The 17,785-nt window shown below is 59.8% G+C and carries 13 protein-coding genes; 5 read left to right on the top strand and 8 right to left on the bottom strand.

What is annotated here, in order from left to right:
* The 4 genes from ACQKP1_RS22080 to ACQKP1_RS22065 are packed head-to-tail and all read right to left on the bottom strand — an operon-like array spanning nt 1 to nt 4,290.
* Nucleotides 1-1,011: an NAD-dependent epimerase/dehydratase family protein gene (locus ACQKP1_RS22080; RefSeq protein WP_427277037.1), complete on the bottom strand. Its 1,011-nt coding sequence runs from the start codon at nt 1,009-1,011 to the stop codon at nt 1-3.
* Nucleotides 1,012-1,065: 54 nt separating this feature from the next.
* Nucleotides 1,066-1,488: an EamA family transporter gene (locus ACQKP1_RS22075; protein WP_203018117.1), complete on the bottom strand. Its 423-nt coding sequence runs from the start codon at nt 1,486-1,488 to the stop codon at nt 1,066-1,068.
* A gap of 34 nt (nt 1,489-1,522) precedes the next feature.
* Nucleotides 1,523-2,851: an FAD-binding protein gene (locus ACQKP1_RS22070; protein WP_427277036.1), complete on the bottom strand. Its 1,329-nt coding sequence runs from the start codon at nt 2,849-2,851 to the stop codon at nt 1,523-1,525.
* Complete coding sequence (locus ACQKP1_RS22065; RefSeq protein WP_427277035.1) at nt 2,851-4,290, bottom strand: UbiA family prenyltransferase; 1,440 nt, start codon at nt 4,288-4,290, stop codon at nt 2,851-2,853. The genes ACQKP1_RS22070 and ACQKP1_RS22065 overlap by 1 nt, the downstream gene beginning before the upstream one ends.
* A 362-nt stretch (nt 4,291-4,652) precedes the next feature.
* Between ACQKP1_RS22065 and ACQKP1_RS22060 the strand changes: the two genes are divergently transcribed.
* Together ACQKP1_RS22060 and ACQKP1_RS22055 are read left to right on the top strand one after the other, a co-directional pair.
* Nucleotides 4,653-5,846, top strand: a complete 1,194-nt coding sequence (locus tag ACQKP1_RS22060) for a glycosyltransferase (protein ID WP_427277034.1) — start codon at nt 4,653-4,655, stop codon at nt 5,844-5,846.
* Nucleotides 5,843-6,706: a DUF6492 family protein gene (locus tag ACQKP1_RS22055; RefSeq protein WP_427277033.1), complete on the top strand. Its 864-nt coding sequence runs from the start codon at nt 5,843-5,845 to the stop codon at nt 6,704-6,706. The genes ACQKP1_RS22060 and ACQKP1_RS22055 overlap by 4 nt, the downstream gene beginning before the upstream one ends.
* Before the next feature lie 31 nt (nt 6,707-6,737).
* Here the strand turns inward: ACQKP1_RS22055 and ACQKP1_RS22050 are convergent, their stop codons facing one another.
* The gene (locus ACQKP1_RS22050; protein ID WP_427277032.1) at nt 6,738-8,000 is read right to left on the bottom strand and encodes a lipopolysaccharide biosynthesis protein; all 1,263 of its coding nucleotides are present in this window, start codon (nt 7,998-8,000) and stop codon (nt 6,738-6,740) included.
* A 161-nt stretch (nt 8,001-8,161) separates the two neighbouring features.
* Between ACQKP1_RS22050 and ACQKP1_RS22045 the strand changes: the two genes are divergently transcribed.
* Entirely contained in the window at nt 8,162-9,856 is a 1,695-nt protein-coding gene (locus tag ACQKP1_RS22045; protein WP_427277031.1) for a GumC family protein, read from the top strand.
* 12 nt (nt 9,857-9,868) lie between these two features.
* Here the strand turns inward: ACQKP1_RS22045 and ACQKP1_RS22040 are convergent, their stop codons facing one another.
* The 3 genes from ACQKP1_RS22040 to ACQKP1_RS22030 form a co-directional block, all read right to left on the bottom strand.
* The gene (locus tag ACQKP1_RS22040) at nt 9,869-11,197 is read right to left on the bottom strand and encodes an O-antigen ligase family protein (protein ID WP_427277030.1); all 1,329 of its coding nucleotides are present in this window, start codon (nt 11,195-11,197) and stop codon (nt 9,869-9,871) included.
* The gene (locus ACQKP1_RS22035) at nt 11,166-12,155 is read right to left on the bottom strand and encodes a glycosyltransferase family 2 protein (RefSeq protein ID WP_427277029.1); all 990 of its coding nucleotides are present in this window, start codon (nt 12,153-12,155) and stop codon (nt 11,166-11,168) included. The genes ACQKP1_RS22040 and ACQKP1_RS22035 overlap by 32 nt, the downstream gene beginning before the upstream one ends.
* Before the next feature lie 96 nt (nt 12,156-12,251).
* A complete protein-coding gene (locus ACQKP1_RS22030; RefSeq protein ID WP_427277028.1) occupies nt 12,252-13,310 on the bottom strand; it encodes a glycoside hydrolase family 5 protein in 1,059 nt (352 codons plus the stop codon).
* A 434-nt stretch (nt 13,311-13,744) separates the two neighbouring features.
* On the opposite strand from ACQKP1_RS22030, the gene purU reads away from it, so the two are divergent.
* Nucleotides 13,745-14,629, top strand: a complete 885-nt coding sequence (gene purU, locus ACQKP1_RS22025) for a formyltetrahydrofolate deformylase (RefSeq protein ID WP_427277027.1) — start codon at nt 13,745-13,747, stop codon at nt 14,627-14,629.
* A gap of 116 nt (nt 14,630-14,745) precedes the next feature.
* Nucleotides 14,746-17,673, top strand: a complete 2,928-nt coding sequence (locus tag ACQKP1_RS22020; RefSeq protein WP_427277026.1) for an aminotransferase — start codon at nt 14,746-14,748, stop codon at nt 17,671-17,673.
* Nucleotides 17,674-17,785 lie beyond the last annotated feature (112 nt).

Here is a 17,785-nt window from a genome sequence, read left to right as displayed (position 1 = left end):
TCACGCAGCCTTCGATGCTGCGGCCTGGGGTTCAAGACGGCCTTCGACCGATTTCCGGTATTCGCTATAGGCTGCGATCAGCATGTCCTCGTCGCGATACTGCGGCACCCAGCCGAGTTCGCGTTCGCCCTTGGACACGTCGAGAATGCACATCTCGTCGGCGATCAGATATTGCTCCGGGTCCATCAGCGGCATGTTGAGAAGGTCGAGGAAATCGAGCGTGCGCTTGACCGCCCAGGCGGGCGTCGGCACCAGGATCGACTTCGAGCCGGCATGTTTGACCAGATCGCCAAGCAGCTTCTTTACCGGTGGCGGATTGAGAGAGCCGAGATTGTAGACCTCGTTCGGCACGCCAGCCTTGTAGGCGGCGTGCGCCGCCGATGCGCAATCGAACACCGAGATGAACTGATAGGGGTTCTTGCCCGAACCGATCATCGGCACCGGCAGATTGTTGTCGATCAACTTGAAGAGCTTGGCGAGAATGCCGAGACGCCCCGGACCGATGATCAGACGCGGGCGAAACAGGCTGATATTCATGCCGCGCTTGCGCCAGTCAGTCGCCAGTTCCTCGGTCTTCAGCTTGGAAAGGCCGTATTCACCGAGTGGCTTGCAGGGATGATCCTCAGTCTGGGGCCAAGTATAGGTGTGGCCATAGACCATATCGGTAGTGAAATGGACGAGAGACTTAGCGCCAGCCGCATCCATCGCCTTGATGATGTTCTCGGTGCCGTAATAGTTCACCGGGAAGAAGAAGTCGTGCCGCTTGGCCCGCACCTGGATCGGCGACAGCATCTTGGCGGACAGGTTGTAGACCATGTCATCGGCCTTGATGCCGAGCTTGCGGATCGAATCCGGATCCGTGACATCCGTCGGGACGAAGCGTGCATCGCGATAATGCGGCAGATCGCTCTTCACGATGTCGGCGACGACGACCTCGTGACCGTCGGCAAGCAGTCTGGGTGCCAGGTAGCGTCCGACGAAGCCGTCTCCACCGAAGATGATGTGTTTCATGTTCTAAACCCCGTTTTCTTCTTGGTTTTTTGTCGTGTCAGATTGGTTTGAAGCTCAGGTCTCGACCGCCTTCGCGATCGAGCTGTCTTCCGCAGTTTTCGTGCTGCTGCTGCCGCTTTGGGCAATCAGGACGGTGCCGATGCAGATGAAGGCGATGCCGGCAATCTTCAGTGTGCCGATCTCCTCCTTGAAGAGCAGCCAGGCGCAGAGCGCGACAGCGACATAGGCAAGGCTGAGGAAGGGATAGGCGAAGGAAAGATCGACCTTCGAGAGCACGTAGAGATGCGAGGCCATCGACACCACGAACATGGCAAGACCGAAGAAGACCCAGGGATTGAACAGGATCTGGAAGATCCGTTGGATCATAGTATCGGCCGAGAAGCTGATCGGTCCAAGCGTGATCATGCCGTATTTCAGCATCAGCTGGGCGGCTGCATTGGTCATCACCGTGAACAGGATGAAGGGGATGTATTTCATGATGTCCTCTCGTCGGATGGTCTGGCCGGTCTCGTCATGAGCGCGGTGAATTCAGTGCGGCGCGTTGCCAGAAGTTTGATGAGAACCCCGGATCGCGCCACGTCTCGAGTTCGGACCAGTTGGGAAAGCCGGCCTTGAAGGTGGCCGGGCTCATCCGCTGGTCCTTGTAGGGATTGACCCGCCCTCCGGCATTGATCGTGAGGCGGTCGAGTGTCTCAAGAAGCGCAAGCGTCCGCGCTCCGCGGTTGGGAAAGTCCATGGTCAGCGTGTAGCCCGGTCGCGGGAAAGACAGGAGACCGAGAGAACTGATATCGCCGAAACGCTTCAACACTGTCAGGAAGGAGGCGTGACCAGCATCCCGGCTCGCCTGGAGCAACAGCGGGATCGTCTGCCGTGCGGCTTCGAACGGAATGACGCTCTGATGCTGGAAAAGGCCACGCGGACCATAGAGCCTGTTCCAGTGACCGATACCGTCGAGGGGATAGAAGAAGCTGCCGTAGCTCGCCCGGTGCATGCCGTGCTTCCGGCTCTTCGCGGCGAAATAGGCTGCGTTGAAAGCCGAAAGGCTGAGGCGGTTGAGGGCCGAGAATGGAAGATCGAAGGGGACGGACAAACGGCTGGCCCGCGTCGCGACCTTCCGATTGCCATTGTCGGAATGATTGCCGGTGATCAGCACGCCGCGCCCGGCGGAACGACCAGCAGCCAACTGGTCGACCCAGGCCACCGCATATTCGTTGATCCGGTCGGCCTCTTCGGCCCGATCGAAGTAGTCGTCAAGATTGGCAAAGGCGACGACCTCTTCGTCAACATCCAGCGAAGACACACGCATCAGCTTGAGCCGTACGCGGGTGATGATCCCGGTCAGTCCCATGCCGCCGATCGTCGCGGCAAACAGACGTGGATTGCTCATTGCCGAACAATGATGGCTTTCGCCGTCGGAACGGAGAAGCTCGAAACTCTCCACATGGCAGCCAAACGTGCCGCGCAGATGGTGGTTCTTGCCGTGGACATCGTTGGCGATGGCCCCGCCGAGCGTCACATGGCGCGTCCCCGGCGTCACCGGCAGGAAGAAGCCATGCGCTGCGATCAGGGCGATGACATCCTCGAGCGTGACGCCAGATGCAGCGTCTAGGTGACCGCTTTCTGGGTCAAGCGACATATCTGCCAAGGGCGCACGCATCGGCACCAGCGCGCCGCCGTCATTGTGACAGCTGTCCCCATAGGACCGACCATTGCCGAACGGGAGAAGCGTCAAACCAGCGCCATCCGCTGAGCCCCGCAATCTTGCGAGGGCGTCGGCCACCGGCAACGCCATGCGCTGGCGCCGATCGACTCTTCCGAAGCTATCAAAAGCCCCCAGCATCACACCATCCCGGCTGCGATGAGGAGCACCGCGCCAATTGCGATGAAAATCTGGCTACGCCAGTCCAAGGCAATGAACACGACGGGATCGTCGTTCATTTCCCGGCGATGGGCGAGCACCCAGACGCGCATGTTGATGTAGAGCACGATCGGCACCAGCGGCCAGATCAGCCACGGCTCGGAATAGAGGTTACCGACGACGTCGCTGTTGATGTAGAGCGCGAGAACAAGCGCGGCCGTGAAGCCGGACGAGACGCCGCTCTGGCCCACAATGCCGATGTCTTCCGGCCTGTAACCGCGGCCAGCGATCCGTGACTGCTCCGGGGCTCCAGAATTCTGCAGTTCGACATAGCGCTTCAGGAACGCGAGCGAGAGGAAGAAGAACAACGCAAAGGCCATCAGCCAGAAGGACATTGGGATGTTCGCCGCCAGCTTGCCGCCGAGGAGTCGCAGCGCATAGAGCCCTGCGAGGCAGATGACGTCGAGCAAAAGCATCCGCTTGATGGCCAGCGAGTAGGCCGTAGTGCTAACGATATAAACAGCGATAATCGCGGCGAACATCGGCGGCAGGAAGAAGCAGATCGCCGCAGCAATCGCCAGGAGTGCAGCAGAGCACGAAAGGCCGAAGGGGATCGACAGGGCACCACTGGCAAAGGGTCGATGCCGTTTGCGCGGGTGCACGCGATCGAGCGGCAGATCGATGATATCGTTGATGATGTAGATCGCCGAGGCCGACGCCGAAAAGGCGAAAAAGGCCAGCGTCGCCGAAAACATCGTTTCGGCAATCAGGAAATCATGGGCCAGCACCGCCGGAGCGAACACCAGAAGGTTCTTCAGCCACTGATGCACCCGCAACATCTTGAGATATGTCTTGAAACTGGTGCGGGGCGCGTCGAAATGCATGGTGTCATGCGCCTGCTGGAAGCGCGAGGCCGCCCGGTCGGGCGCAACGACGACGGCGTTGCGGGCACGGTCGAAGATCGCAAGGTCAGCGCGATCATTGCCCGCATAGTCGAACCCGTATTCCCCGTATTCGTTGACCAGCGCCGAGGCTTTCGCCGCGCTGGCGAGATTGATCCCGTCGCGGGTGGCAAACACCTTCGAGAATATCCTGAGATGCGCGGCAACAGCCTGCGCCAGCGGCTCTGCAGCAGCAGTCGCCAGGACGATCGTGCGGCCTGAAGCACGTTCCGCCCTGAGATAGTCGAGGAAGTCCTGACGATAGGGCAGCCGCGATACGTCGAGCGTTACGCGTCGGGCAAGTTCGAGTTTGAGGCGCGCCTTGCCGGCCAGCGCCCAGATCGGAAGCAGAAAGACGATGAGCGGGTTGGTCTTGAGGGCGAGAAAGATCGTCTCCCACAGAAGATCCGTCGCAACTAGCGTCCCGTCCAGATCGACCGCAAGCGGCAGATCCCGGCTTTCTTGTAATCTGGCGTCCATTCTCGCTGCACTCCCAGAACGCAATACCAATCAAAGGTGCATCGCAGCAGGCCCAATCCGGCATGCAAACAACTGAAACAAGGGAAGCACTGCGCCGTGCTTCTGATCACTTGATGCGCCCTCACCTTCGCAAGGCTGGTGTCGCCCATGACATTGAACATCTTACACGGCGGAGAGTGACGCCTGCCTTCAACAGGCATAGCCACCTCACGAACCTGTGAAACGCTAGGTGTCCAGGCATGAATTCGGAGTTAATGGGGTACTGAAGTGGGCGGGTTTAAAGGAATGTTCACGCCCCTAACTGAGAATAAGGTTTAAGAATTGCATCTCGAAAAAGTATCGTGTCTCGCATAGGTGGCGATTTGTCCTTGCATCTGGTCTTCGTCACGTCGCTCGTTGCACAATCCAATCCTTCAACAGGTTATGAACTTGCCAATGCAGCCCTGCTGGAAGGCTTGGCACGGGCAGGCGTGCGCACCACGGTCATCGGCTGCGCCTGGCCAGGACAGGCCGTCGCTCCGGATGCGGAGCCCGCTCTGGGCGAGGTGGAAGTGCGAACCGAAAAGGCTGGCCCCTGGCTTAAGATCAAATGGCTACTCATGTCCCTTGCGACGGGACTGCCGATGTCGAGCGCCAAGCTGCGTGTGATACGAAAAGAGGCTGTGCGAAGCGCAATCACGGCCGCTGGCCCGTTCGACGGCTATGTCTTGAACGGCGTCGCCCTCGCGGGAGCCTTTCCGGATCTCTTCACCGGCAAGCCATCGATCTTCGTCGCTCACAATGTCGAGCATCGCTCGTCGGCCGAGAACGCCCGCAACGCAGGTTCGTTGATGAAGCGCATTCTGTTCGCCCGTGATGCGCGATTGCTGAAGACACTCGAGCACAGGCTCAGGGACCGGTCGACCGGCGTCGTGACCTTTGCAGCCGAAGACGCGGTCGATCTCGGCGTTCCGCCGGACCGCTCCGTATTCCTCCCCTTGAGCACTGCGAGACCGACGCAGCTCCCGGAGACAAGAAATCTGGCGCACGATCTTGCCCTCTTGGGTACCTGGACATGGCATCCCAATCGGATCGGGCTGGAATGGTTCTTGAACGATGTAAAGCCGAAGCTGCTCGATGATGTGCGCATCCGTGTCGCTGGCAGCACGCCCGCCGATCTTGCCTCTGCCTGGCCCGATGTCGATTTCGTCGGAAGGGTGGATCGCGCGACGGACTTCGTCGCAGCAAGCGCCGTGATCCCGCTGATCAGTCGGGCCGGCACGGGCGTCCAGTTGAAGACGATTGAAACCTTCTCGCTCGGCCTGCCAAGCGTGGCGACGACAAGCTCGGTTCGCGGTATTGCAGCGATCCCGGACAATTGCACCATCGCAGATGATCCGGAAAGTTTCGCATCAGCACTCAACGACAAGATCCGTCGTGCTCGCGCAGGCGACCTTCAGCGGCTCGATGGCCGGGTCTTTGCCGAAGCACAGGCACAGCTGATGGATGCCGGCATCAGACAGATGCTGAACATGCTGACCGGGGCGACATCAGGCGCAAAGGAAGCTCTGTCATGAGGACAGCCATTGTTACCGCGAGCTATCACGCGGATTTCGAACGTTTCCGTTTGCTCTGCGAGACGCTGGACACGCATGTCACGGGATATACCAAGCACTATGTCCTCGTCGAAGACCGCGATGTTTCGCTGTTCCGACAACTGCAATCGCCGCGCAGGGTAATCATCGGAGAAAAGGACCTCTTGCCGTCATGGCTGAAGGCTTTTCCCGATCCGCTGACCCTGGGCCGACGCCGCATCTGGCTATCGTTCAAGACCAAGCCGCTTCGCGGTTGGCATGTGCAGCAGTTTCGCCGCATAGCGATCGCCGACCTCGTTGAGGACGATGCGTTTCTCTATCTGGATTCCGATGTCGCTTTCCTTCGGCCCTATGATTGCAGCCAGCTCTGGCGCGACGATGCGCTGCGCCTGCTGGTCAGGCCTGGTGCCTTGACGGCAGACTCCATGAGCGAACATCGCCGCTGGTCCGCGAATGCCGGCGCTTTATTGGGTCTGCCCGAAACGCAGCACTCCACGGACGACTATGTCGGCACGATGATCGCCTGGAAACGAAGCAGCATCAGAGAGATGTGTGCGCGGATCGAGAGCGTCACGGGCGAGCACTGGATCGCGGCGATGGGCAAGCAACGCTGTTTCTCGGAATGCATGATGTATGGCCGCTTCGTGGATGATGTCGAGCACGGCGCGGGGCACTTCCACGACCAGACAGAGCTTTGCAAGGTCTTCTGGCTGGCTCCGCCGCCCACGGAAGACGAATTCCGTGCCTTCGTGGCGGACATGGCATCTGAACAGGTGGCGCTCGGCATGCAGTCTTTCCTGGGTCTTGAACCCGCAGAAATCCGACGTATCCTCGGCCTATGACTACGATTGGTCAGGTTCGCCGCGAGAACCGTCAAACCCGCTTGGCCGGCAGCCTCAGGCTCGAGTAGGTGAAGATCGCCGAGATCACATAGAGACCGGCAAAGACACCATTCAAAGCGATGATCCAGTCCTGCCCCTCATGTGCGAAACTGTTGAGCAGCAGCGCGATCAGCCCTGCCTTGCTCAGTGTCAAAAGGGCAAGGCATAGCGTACGCAGCCAGCTTTGCCCACGCGCATACATCAGCTCCCCCTGGTACTCCGCGAGATTGCGAAACCCGGGTACAAGCAGAACGAGCGGCAGCAGTTCGGCGACCGGCGCCACGTTGCGGCCGAGTGCATTCGGATAGAGATGCAGGAGGAAGGCAAGCGTCGCGAGCCCGGCAACGGAGACGATCATCAATCCCGCTTCGATGAGCACCCTGATTTTCAGCGACCTCAACATGTCAGGGCTCTGCATCAGCTTCTGCACCAGGATCGTGTTGAAGGAGCGGATCGGCAGCGCAGTCAGGTCAACGACCCGCATGATGATCGCATAGAGACCGGCAACGGCCGGCCCACCGATCCCGAGTACCATCAGCTTGTCGAGCTCCGACTGCAGGTAGAACAGCAGTTCCGCACCCGCGACGGCGAGCGAATCCTGTACGCGCCGAAGATAGAGCCGCATATCGAAACGCGGGCGAACGCGGGGGTAGAAGTAGAGGGCAACGACCAGCGATGCGGCATTCGCACCCATGTACCACCATGCCCAATGGTCGAGGTCCTGGACTGAGGCCTGGCTCCAGAAGAGGCCGGCCGCGGCCGCGCGTGTTGCAGTTCCAAGGATCACAAGGACGGCAGCGAGCCCGAAACGCTTGAGCCCATTGTTGACGATGATGACGATCTCGGCCGACCGCCAGAGCAAAATCTCGGCGATCATCACCAGGGAAAAGGTGAGCAGACCGACATCGTCGGAAAAGAACAGAAAATAGATCAGCAGCGCCGCGATGATGACGAGCGGCAGCGAGAGAAGAGAAGCGAGCAGATAGCCAACTGTGTAGACGCCGAGAAGTCGCGGCTTGACGACAGCAATGCGATAGAGTGGTGAACTGAAACCGAGCGCCAGAAGCCGGGAGAGGACGAGCCCGGCGCCAGACGCCGTGGCGAAGATCCCGTAGTCCGCAAGGGGCAGTGTATTGGCCAGCACGACGAAGTAGGCGAGAGACACGACCAGGCGCCCCGCAGATCCCGATATCACCGAGAAATAGGAGTTTAAGAGCTGTCTGTTTGCAGAAAGGTGCCGAAGGATCGCGTTCACGTGGTGTCCAGAGTTGCTGAAGGCGCAGGTCACATTTCGGACGGCGGCGACACCTGCAGAAGCTACGTCCCAACGGTTAATTTTCCGATCTTTTAACCATTTGTTTTTGATAAAAAATTAAATTTGCGCCACGCGAACCATTTCCCGAAGCAAGGGCTGACATGTATCTGCGCGATGATCGCACCAGTCACGGAGGCAAAGAGCCCGGCGCCGCAGGTGCGGAGCGCCTATCCGGACACTCCGCAGACACCCGTGTCGGGCGACCTTCCCTGCGGGACATGCTGGAACGCCACGACGACTACCTCGATTTTCTGGGCGCCCGCGTCTCCATGCTCGAGGGCCAGGTCAACAGCATGGAGGTCGGGGAATCCAGACCTTCCGCTCCGTCTGCTGTCCCGAAACAGCAGCCCTCGCCCGAAATCTCCACGGACAATCGTCAGGATGAAAACCGCGACGGCACCGCCGTTCCGCGGGATCGGACGGAATGGAAGCCTCTGATCGATCCCTTCATCGTCGTCGACATTCTCAAGCGGTCCAATCGCATCCTGATTGCCTCGACGGTGATCGGTGGCCTCTTTGGGTCCGCCTATGCACTGACCCTACCGAAAATGTGGGTGGCAAGCAGTGACATCCTCGTAGATCCCCGACAGATCCGAACCGTCGGCGACCAGTTGACCACCGACCAACTGCCGACAGATGCGTCGCTCGCCGTGGTCGAAAGCCAGGCGCGCATCGTCAAGTCGAACAGTGTCTTGCTGAAAGTCATCGAGCAGGCCGACCTCAAGCAGGACCCGGAATTCAACGGGACCCTGAAGCCCTCCGGCCTGAGCACCTTCTGGTCGAGTGGATCCCAGAGTGACGCTCAGAACATCGAGTCACGCGTTCTGAACCACCTTCACGAAGTCATCGACGTGAGCCGGGATCAGAAGACCTTCATCTTCTCGATCTCCGCAGAAACCCGGGATCCAGAGAAGTCCGCGCGTCTGGCCAATATCGTCAGCGACGTCTTTCAGCGCGAACTGGCCTTGATGCAATCCGAAGCCGTTCGCCGCACATCGGACGAACTGTCGAGCCGCCTTACCGACCTGCGGATGAAGCTCGAAGAGGCGGAAAAGGCCGCCGAGAGCTTCCGCAACTCGAATGACCTCGTAAATGTCGACGGCAAACTGATCGTCGACAACGATTTGAAACTGCTGAATGAAAGACTGAGTTCGCTGCGCGTCGAAACTGCGGGCCTCCGCGCCAAGATCACCAGCATAGCAAAGATGGCGGCCTCCAGCGGCGGTGAACTGGCGCTCCCCGAAGACGTGAGTTCCGACACGATCGCGGTCCTGCGCACGCGCTACGCCGATCTGCGCAAGGAACTCGAATCGATCGCGGCTCGCTATGGACCGCAACACCCGAGATATGTGGAAGCACAATCGCAGGCCAGCGGGATGCTCAACCAGATCCGCGAAGAACTCGGCCGCATCCGCAGTGCCCTGCAGGTAGAGCTGGACCGCTCTGTCCAGCAGGAGGTGGCACTTACCAGCCGACTGCGGGAACTCAAGGACACTCAGGCATCGAACAATGACAGCCTCGTCACCTTGCGCGAACTCGAGCGCGAGGCGGCGGCACGCCGCTCCGTCTACGAATCCTTCCTGCTCAGAACCCGCGAAACCGGAGAACAGGAAGCCATCACGCTTGCCAACGTTCAGGTCCTGTCCGAGGCACGCCCACCGCTGGATCCGGCCGGTCCTTCACGCAAGGTCATCGCACTTGGCGGCCTGATCGCTGGATTTGGCATCGGCGTTCTGCTCGCCCTCGGCCTCAATTTGACGAAGTTGAGGAAACGCCGGGAAGACGTTCAGGCCTGAACGAAAGGCTGCTCAGGGAAGCCTTCGTGGGATGGACACCCTAGCCACAAGCCTGAGGCCGATCACCCCGAAGAAGCAGAGCATCCAGACCGGGTCCATGCGACGGAAGAAGAAGCTCTCCATCATCGCATTCAGCGTCGTGAAGAACACGATCATCATGAAGAAGTCCGCGAGCAACCTGTTTTCCCGGGCCGGTCCGCAGCGCATGTAGTCGATCAGCGGAAGCACGACCAGGACCGCCAGCGCGGCGATGAGGGCCGGCATCCCCATGGAAATCGCGATGTCGAGATAGCCGTTATGGGCGTGCACGATGCCGCGCACATCCCAGTCGAGATAATAGGGATTGGCGGCATAGCGGACCAGATCCGTACTCCAGAAACTCTCATAGCCGAAGCCCGTGAGCGGGCGATCGGCCAGCGCATCGAGCCCGAACTTCCAAATCGAGACACGGCCGGTAAAGGTGGGGTCGATGCCGAGCCACAGGACGAATTGGTGAATCGGCTCGATGAGAACGGAACCGAAGGTCAGGAGAGCAAAGGCAAATTGGCAGCAAAAGACCGCGATCGGTGTCAGCACGCGAAGCCCGATCGCACTCGGAAGAAGAACCAAGAGCGCCGCAACGGGCACCAATCCGAGGGTGGTCTTCGAGCCGGTCTGACTGACGAAAATGAGTGCCGACAGACCGATCAAGAGGCCGGCCCAGCGGTCACCACGTCGCCAGAGATAGATGGCAGCAAAGGCGAATGCCGCCATGACCGGCCCGGCGATATTTTTGTGCGTGAAGACCCCGCGCCAGAGATAGGAATTCTGAGGCTCCAGCGCGTCGAAGCCATGGGTTGCCAGAGAGGGGGCCAAGGGTAGCCCGGCATAGCAGATGAAGATCAGCATGCCTGCGACCACGCTCAACATGCGGGCATAGCCATCTCCATCCTGCGGCAGAGCCAGGACGGTCACGATCGTCATCATCACGATCAGGGTCAAAATGATACCGCGCAAGGTCGCACTCGGATCTGGAGCGGTGAACCCCGAGAACACAAGAAAACCGATCATCAGCAACCAGGCCGGACCGATCAGGGACGGCAGCCTGCGCAGATCGGCCAGCGTCAGCAGTGAGCAGAGCGCGATGAGACCAAGCAGGCCAAAGCCCAGCTGGTTGACCAGGTTGCCGCCCTCTTCCACGCCTTCATGAACCGGCGAGAAAGGCTGGAACGAGATCAGCATGATCGTAAACAGCAGCATGCTCACGACGACCGCTGCCCGGCGCAGCATTTGCGCGGGATCGGCAGGCCTGACCCCCGCTCTATCGCGGTCAGCGCCCGTCCGTATGTCGATACTGTTCATCGGCATATCCGAAATGTGCGAGCGTACGGCCAAGCCCAACATGGACGTAATACAGACTGTTCTGCAGCGATCCGAGGCGGCGGGCGGCCATGATCGCCTTCAACGGCGAGAGAGTCAGCAGGGCGATGCTCTTCAAGAACACCCGGACAGTCCCCAAGGGCTCGCTGGCGCGCCGTCCTTTTTCGACCAGGCTGGAGATGACACCATCGCGAATACCGCGCGCGCGTAGCCAGGATCGCTCCAGACGGTTTGCAGGAACGGTCTCGAGGACCGGTGCCTCGTGACACCAGGCGGTTTTGAAACCTTTGCGCACAGACTGATCGATGAAGTTCGCATCACCGCCACCGGTGAAGTTGAACCTCGGATCGAGAAACGGATAGGTATTTGCCTCAAGCAGGACGCGGGAGACCAGGAGATTGCCGGAGGAATAGAGGAGCGGAACAGGCCCAGTCTTCTGATAAGGTGGCGTGAACACCGGATGCCGGGGCACATCTCCGGTTTCAGTCGTCGGAAAGACCGGCACCTGCGGGCCACCGACCAGATCGGCACCAAACATTTCCTTGGTTCGGCTCAAGGCCTCGATCCAGTCCGGATCGGCAATCTCGTCATCATCAATAACAAGCAGATGGCTCATGTTGGGGAAGTGCTGAAGCGCCGTCAGCCAGGCAGCATTGTAAGCGTTACAGTTCCCCCTGAGCGTCTCGACAATCAGTATACCGTTGATCTGCCCCGTTTCGAACAGGGGACGGGCTGCCACCACACCCTCGCGGTGATCGCCGTCATTGTCGACCAGCACGACGGCATAGCGACGGTTGGTCCTTTGGGCCGCCAGGCTTTCGAGCGTCTTGAGAAGGTGTACTGGTCGCCGAAAGGTCGGCACGGTCACGACGACCGTCACGGTGTCATGCGCCAGATCAGGCGTCTGCGTGACCAGCTCGATATGATCCGGTAAGGCCAATCGGGAGCTCTTTCGAATGTGCGGAACTTCGCTGAGCAAATACCAAAACTGTTGACACCAGCTTAACCTCTTCGCTCTTTCGGGCGCCTAGCGGCATCAGGGGCGCTTGAGACCCGGACAGCCTTCCGCCGCGCCGACGAAATCGTTGAGCACGGGTGCGAGACCACGAAGCTGCGGCCGGTCCCCGTTCTTGGTCGGCTGGATGTTGAGCTCTTCGGTTTCGGGCCACCAGTCACCAGCCGCCCAATAGGTCCAGCCGATCCACGATGTCTTGTCCTCATCAAGCAGCTTCACCACCTCCGTCAGCACTGCGGTGCATTCAGGTGTACCCGGAACACCAAACTCACCGAGTAAGCCTCGCTGACCGGTTTCCTTCAACCAGTCTCCAACCTCGCGGATGGCATCCACCGCATCGGCAGCACGGCTGCAATTGTTCAAGGTCCCGGAAAAGTCGTCATCGAAATACTGGTGGATCTCGAAGGCGTAATTGTTCGCCGGGTCCTTGATGCCCAAAAGCACCTCTGCATTCGCCCCGCCATACCAGTCGCCGAACCAGCTATGCGCCCCCGTCCAGGACGTACCCGGAACCAGAATGAGATTGTCTGCGCCGACGTCGCGAATGCCCGCGATCGCTTCGTTGGCGACATCACGCCAATCCGTCGACGAGATGTCGAAGGGCTCGTTCATCAGGCCGAAGACCACATGACGGTCTTCCTCAAACTCCTTGGCCAGCCGCTCCCAGAAATCGACAAAGGCCGAAACCGGAACCTCCTCGGTTCCGATAAGCTTCTCGAAATAGCGTGCATAGTTGTGGGGATCGAGGATCACCGTCTGATTGAAGGATCCGATCGTTGCGACGGTCTCCTTGAGACGGCTGAGCTCCGCGGGATCGAAGTCGCTGTTTAGCTTCGGCTGCAGGCGTTCCCAAAGAAACGGAAGCCGCACGGTATTGAAACCCTTACCCGCAAAATAGGTAATCGTTTCCAGCGAAGGATAGATATAGCCTTCGCCGAACACCCCCTGCAGATTGCCGAATTCTGCACCGGCGAGATTTATTCCGCGAAAGCAGGCACTGCTTGTGTCAGCGAAAGAGTTAATGGGCATGGCCATTGCCAGCGCTGTTGAAATCAGGCCAAGCGTCATTTTCCGTTTCATTGTCCTCAAACCCATCTTGGCCCTGCATCGCCGCTCGTTTTACCGAGAGGCTAGCCCAATGTCATTCTCCTTCATCCAAGACCATTAATGCTTGTGGTCTTAGGCTATGCTCAAATCACACTTCGAGGAGCGAAGCTGGGAGGCACTCCCGATCCTCCATGCCCAATTCACGGCCAACGGCATCGGCAGCCCTGATAATTTCTCCCGCATCCGGAGCCGAACGGCGAAGATGCGCCCTGGAAAGACGCAATGGGAACGGGGTTTTGCATTTCCTGCCCTAATCTCTGGCCATCACAAAGGAGCGGAAACCGCCGGCGGGCGGGCCCCCTACCCTAGAAAGACGATGAGGATCCGCAACACGGCACGCTTCCGATCGTGTCGGACATGCGATAGAGACACGGCGCCCGTGCCATGCCGAGGAGATGAGAGAACCGATGACGAGCTATGTTTTGACCGTATCCTGCCAGTCGACCCGCGGCATCGTGGCGGCGATTTCCGGCTATCTCGCCGAGCAGGGCTGCAACATCGTCGACAGCTCCCAGTTCGACGATCTGCATACCGGCCAGTTCTTCATGCGCATTTCCTTTATCTCGGAGGAAGGCATCACCGAGGCCAAGCTTGAGAAGGGCTTCGTACCCGTCGCCGAGAAATTCGTTATGAACTGGAACCTCTATGACGCCGCCAAGCGCAAGAAGGTGCTGCTGATGGTGTCGCGCTTCGGCCACTGCCTGAACGACCTGCTCTATCGCTGGAAGATCGGCGCGCTGCCGATCGAGATTGTCGGCGTCGTTTCCAACCATTTCGACTACCAGAAGGTCGTGGTGAACCACGACATCCCCTTCCACCACATCAAGGTGACCAAGGAAAACAAGCCGGAAGCCGAAGCCCGGATCATGGATTTGGTCGAGCAGACCGGCACCGAACTGATCGTGCTTGCCCGTTACATGCAGGTCCTCTCCGACGACATGTGCAAGAAGATGTCCGGCAAGATCATCAACATCCACCACTCCTTCCTCCCGTCCTTCAAGGGCGCAAACCCCTATAAGCAGGCCTTCGAACGCGGCGTGAAGCTGATCGGTGCTACGGCCCATTACGTCACCGCCGATCTCGACGAAGGTCCGATCATTGAGCAGGACGTGGCCCGCATCACCCACGCGCAGTCGGCGGAAGACTACGTCTCGATCGGCCGCGACGTCGAAAGCCAGGTCCTGGCACGCGCGATCCACGCGCACATCCACCACCGCACCTTCATCAACGGCAACCGCACCGTCGTCTTCCCGGCAAGCCCGGGCTCCTATGCCTCCGAGCGCATGGGGTGAACATGAATAAGGGCGTCGGAAACGGCGCCCTTCGTCTATCCCGCAATGGTTCTGCGGGATAGACGCGACACAAGGCTCTGCTAATCTCCCGAAATGATTCCCGTGGGAGGAAACGTATGGCCGACTCGGCTCTACTCCAGCGCACCGAACTGCCGCGCCCAAACGTCACGCTGGCCGATGCCAAGGTCATCTTCAACGAATTCTACGGCTTCAGCGGGACGATCCGGGAACTCGGCAGCCAGCAGGACCGCAATTTCCTGATCGACACCGGCGAAGAGCGGCTCGTTCTCAAGGTCACACGGGCGGAATATCCCCAGCCGGAACTGGATGCGCAGAACAGGGCCATGGAGCACCTGCGCAATCTGGACCTCGGATTGCGCATACCCGAGCCGATCCCCGCCCTGACGGGCGAATACATCCCCCAGATCGAAGTGGGAGGGCAGTATTACTGGGTCAGGCTCCTGTCCTATCTGGATGGCGAGCCCCTGACGCGCCAGAAGTACCTCGCTCCCGAGGTCGTGGCGTCTTTCGGTGACGTAGTCGCCAAAATTGCAGGCGGGCTCAAGGACTTCCGTCACAGCGGACTGGAACGAGAACTGCAATGGGATCTGCGCCGCGCAGGCCCGGTCGCCTTGCACCTCCTGAAATCGGTCGCGGACCAGAAACAGCGGGACCGCATCGCCAAGGCGATGATCATGGCGGTGAAGCGCCTGCAGCCACTGGCCTCGGAACTGCGCATTCAATGCATTCATCACGACATCACCGACGACAATGTCGTGGCCACACCGAACGCAACCGGCCGTCTGATGCCCGATGGCGTCATCGATTTTGGTGACGTGCTATACGGCTGGCTGGTGGCAGACCTCGCGGTGACCTGCGCCGCACTCCTGCACCACGCCGATGGAGACCCTTGCTTCATCCTGCCCGCCGTCAAGGCCTTCCACGCACGCTATCCACTCAACGAGGCGGAGTTGAAGGCACTCTGGCCGCTGATCGTCGCGCGCGCCGGGGTGCTTGTTGCCAGCAGCGAACAGCAGCTGTCGATCGACCCCGACAACGACTATGTGCTGGGCAATATCGAGCACGAGCGGACGATTTTCGAGGTGGCGACCTCTGTGCCCTATCCGCTGATGGAAGCGGCCATCCTCGATGCCGCCGGCATGCTTCCGGACGAGCCGGAGCTCACGATGTCCCATCCGCTTCTTCCCTCGCTCGCACCCGCAGACTTCCGCCTGACAGACCTGTCGGTGACGAGCCAGGACCTGCCGCGCGAAACCTGGAGCGACCAGGAGATCGACTGGAAGCTTCTGGCCCGAGCGGCCATGGAGACGGGAGTTTCCTCGACCCGCTATGGCGAATTCCGACTGTCCTACACCAAGCCTTTGTCCCCTACCCCGCCAGCGACCTTCGCCCTGCATATCGATGTTTGCTTGCCAGGCGCCACGGAAGCCTTCGCGCCCTTCGACGGGACCATTCTGCTCGACGGCCATCACCTGATCCTGTCATCGCCCGATCTTTCGCTTCATCTGGATGGCATCGACTGCAGCCTGGAAGATGGCACCATCGTCAAGGCGGGCGACGCGATCGGCGCGGTTGCCGGCGCAGCAGGCGGCGTCGGCGGCCTGCGCATCCAGCTTTGCCGCGATCCGGATCTCGTCCCACCACTCTTTGCCAAGCCGCAGCAAAGCGCAGTCTGGCGTCGCATATGCCCCTCACCTTCCCAGCTCCTCGGCGTCGGCGTCGATGCACAGGCACCGGAAAGCCATGCGCTTCTGGAACGCCGCAAGAAGAGCTTCGCCAAGCCGCAGAAGAACTACTATGCCGACCCACCACAGTTCGAACGGGGCTGGCGAGAGCATCTCTTCGACGTGAACGGCCGCGCCTATCTCGACATGGTCAACAATGTCACGATCCTCGGCCACGGCAATCCACGCTTGGCGGAGGCGGTCGGCAGACAATGGGCCATGCTCAACACGAACTCGCGCTTTCACTATGCCGCAGTCGCCGAATTCTCGGATCGCCTCGCGTCGCTCGCGCCAGAGGGGCTAGACACGGTCTTCCTCGTGAATTCGGGCTCCGAAGCCGTGGATCTTGCCTTGCGACTTGCCTGGGCCCATAGCGGCCACCGCAACATCCTGAGCCTCCTCGAAGCCTATCACGGCTGGACAGTCGCCAGCGATGCGGTTTCGACCTCACTGGCCGACAATCCCCGCGCCTTGGAAACGCGGCCGGACTGGGTGCACCCGGTGCTCTCGCCCAACACCTATCGCGGCAAACACCGTGGCGAAGACGCGACCGATGGCTATGTTCAGGCCGTGATCGACAAGATCGCCGAGATCGAAAATGCGGGCGGACAGCTTGGCGGTTTCATCGCAGAGAGTGTTTATGGCAATGCCGGCGGCATTCCCTTACCGCCGGGTTATCTCCAGGAGGTCTATAAACTCGTCCGCGAGCGCGGCGGTCTCTGCATCGCTGATGAAGTTCAAGTCGGATACGGCCGCCTCGGTCATCATTTCTGGGGCTTCGAACAGCAGGGCGTCGTCCCCGACATCATCACGGTCGCCAAGGGCATGGGCAACGGCCACCCGCTCGGCGCCGTGATCACGAGGCGCGAGATCGCCGACAGCCTCGAAAAAGAGGGCTATTTCTTCTCATCCTCCGGCGGCAGCCCTGTGAGCTGTGTCGTCGGCATGACCGTTCTCGACATCATGCGGGACGAAAAACTGCAGCTAAATGCCCGAGACACCGGTGACCATCTGAAAGCACGACTTGAAGCTTTGGGTCAGCGTTTCCCGATCGTTGGGGCCGTGCACGGAATGGGCCTCTATCTCGGACTGGAATTCGTGCGTGATCGCGAGACGCTGGAACCTGCGACGGAAGAAACGTCAGCGATCTGCGACCGCCTGCTTGATCTCGGCGTCATCATGCAACCAACGGGCGATCATCTTAACGTTTTGAAAATAAAGCCGCCGCTCTGCCTTGGCAAAGAGAGCGCCGATTTCTTCGCGGACATGCTGGAAAAGGTGCTTTCCGACGGATGGTGATGACGGACGCAATCACTACTATCCCCCTAATTCCGTGCTCCGAAACACGATAGCTGCGTAAAGGAAACGCAAAGCCCAAATCTGGGTACACTAAATGGCAGCTTCACAGCGT

Origin of the sequence: Allorhizobium sp. NPDC080224, assembly GCF_050281005.1 — a bacterium.
Lineage (GTDB): Bacteria > Pseudomonadota > Alphaproteobacteria > Rhizobiales > Rhizobiaceae > Allorhizobium.
The sequence above is the reverse complement of the archived record's forward strand: the minus strand, read 5'-3'. Positions and strand labels throughout refer to the sequence as shown.

Coding starts and splice junctions, on each gene's coding strand:
- purU (WP_427277027.1), top strand. CDS start 13,745: ATGACGAGCTATGTTTTGACCGTATCCTGCCAGTCGACCCGCGGCATC.
- ACQKP1_RS22045 (WP_427277031.1), top strand. CDS start 8,162: ATGTATCTGCGCGATGATCGCACCAGTCACGGAGGCAAAGAGCCCGGC.
- ACQKP1_RS22040 (WP_427277030.1), bottom strand. CDS start 11,197: ATGAACAGTATCGACATACGGACGGGCGCTGACCGCGATAGAGCGGGG.
- ACQKP1_RS22075 (WP_203018117.1), bottom strand. CDS start 1,488: ATGAAATACATCCCCTTCATCCTGTTCACGGTGATGACCAATGCAGCC.
- ACQKP1_RS22055 (WP_427277033.1), top strand. CDS start 5,843: ATGAGGACAGCCATTGTTACCGCGAGCTATCACGCGGATTTCGAACGT.
- ACQKP1_RS22070 (WP_427277036.1), bottom strand. CDS start 2,851: ATGCTGGGGGCTTTTGATAGCTTCGGAAGAGTCGATCGGCGCCAGCGC.
- ACQKP1_RS22030 (WP_427277028.1), bottom strand. CDS start 13,310: ATGAAACGGAAAATGACGCTTGGCCTGATTTCAACAGCGCTGGCAATG.
- ACQKP1_RS22020 (WP_427277026.1), top strand. CDS start 14,746: ATGGCCGACTCGGCTCTACTCCAGCGCACCGAACTGCCGCGCCCAAAC.
- ACQKP1_RS22080 (WP_427277037.1), bottom strand. CDS start 1,011: ATGAAACACATCATCTTCGGTGGAGACGGCTTCGTCGGACGCTACCTG.
- ACQKP1_RS22065 (WP_427277035.1), bottom strand. CDS start 4,290: ATGGACGCCAGATTACAAGAAAGCCGGGATCTGCCGCTTGCGGTCGAT.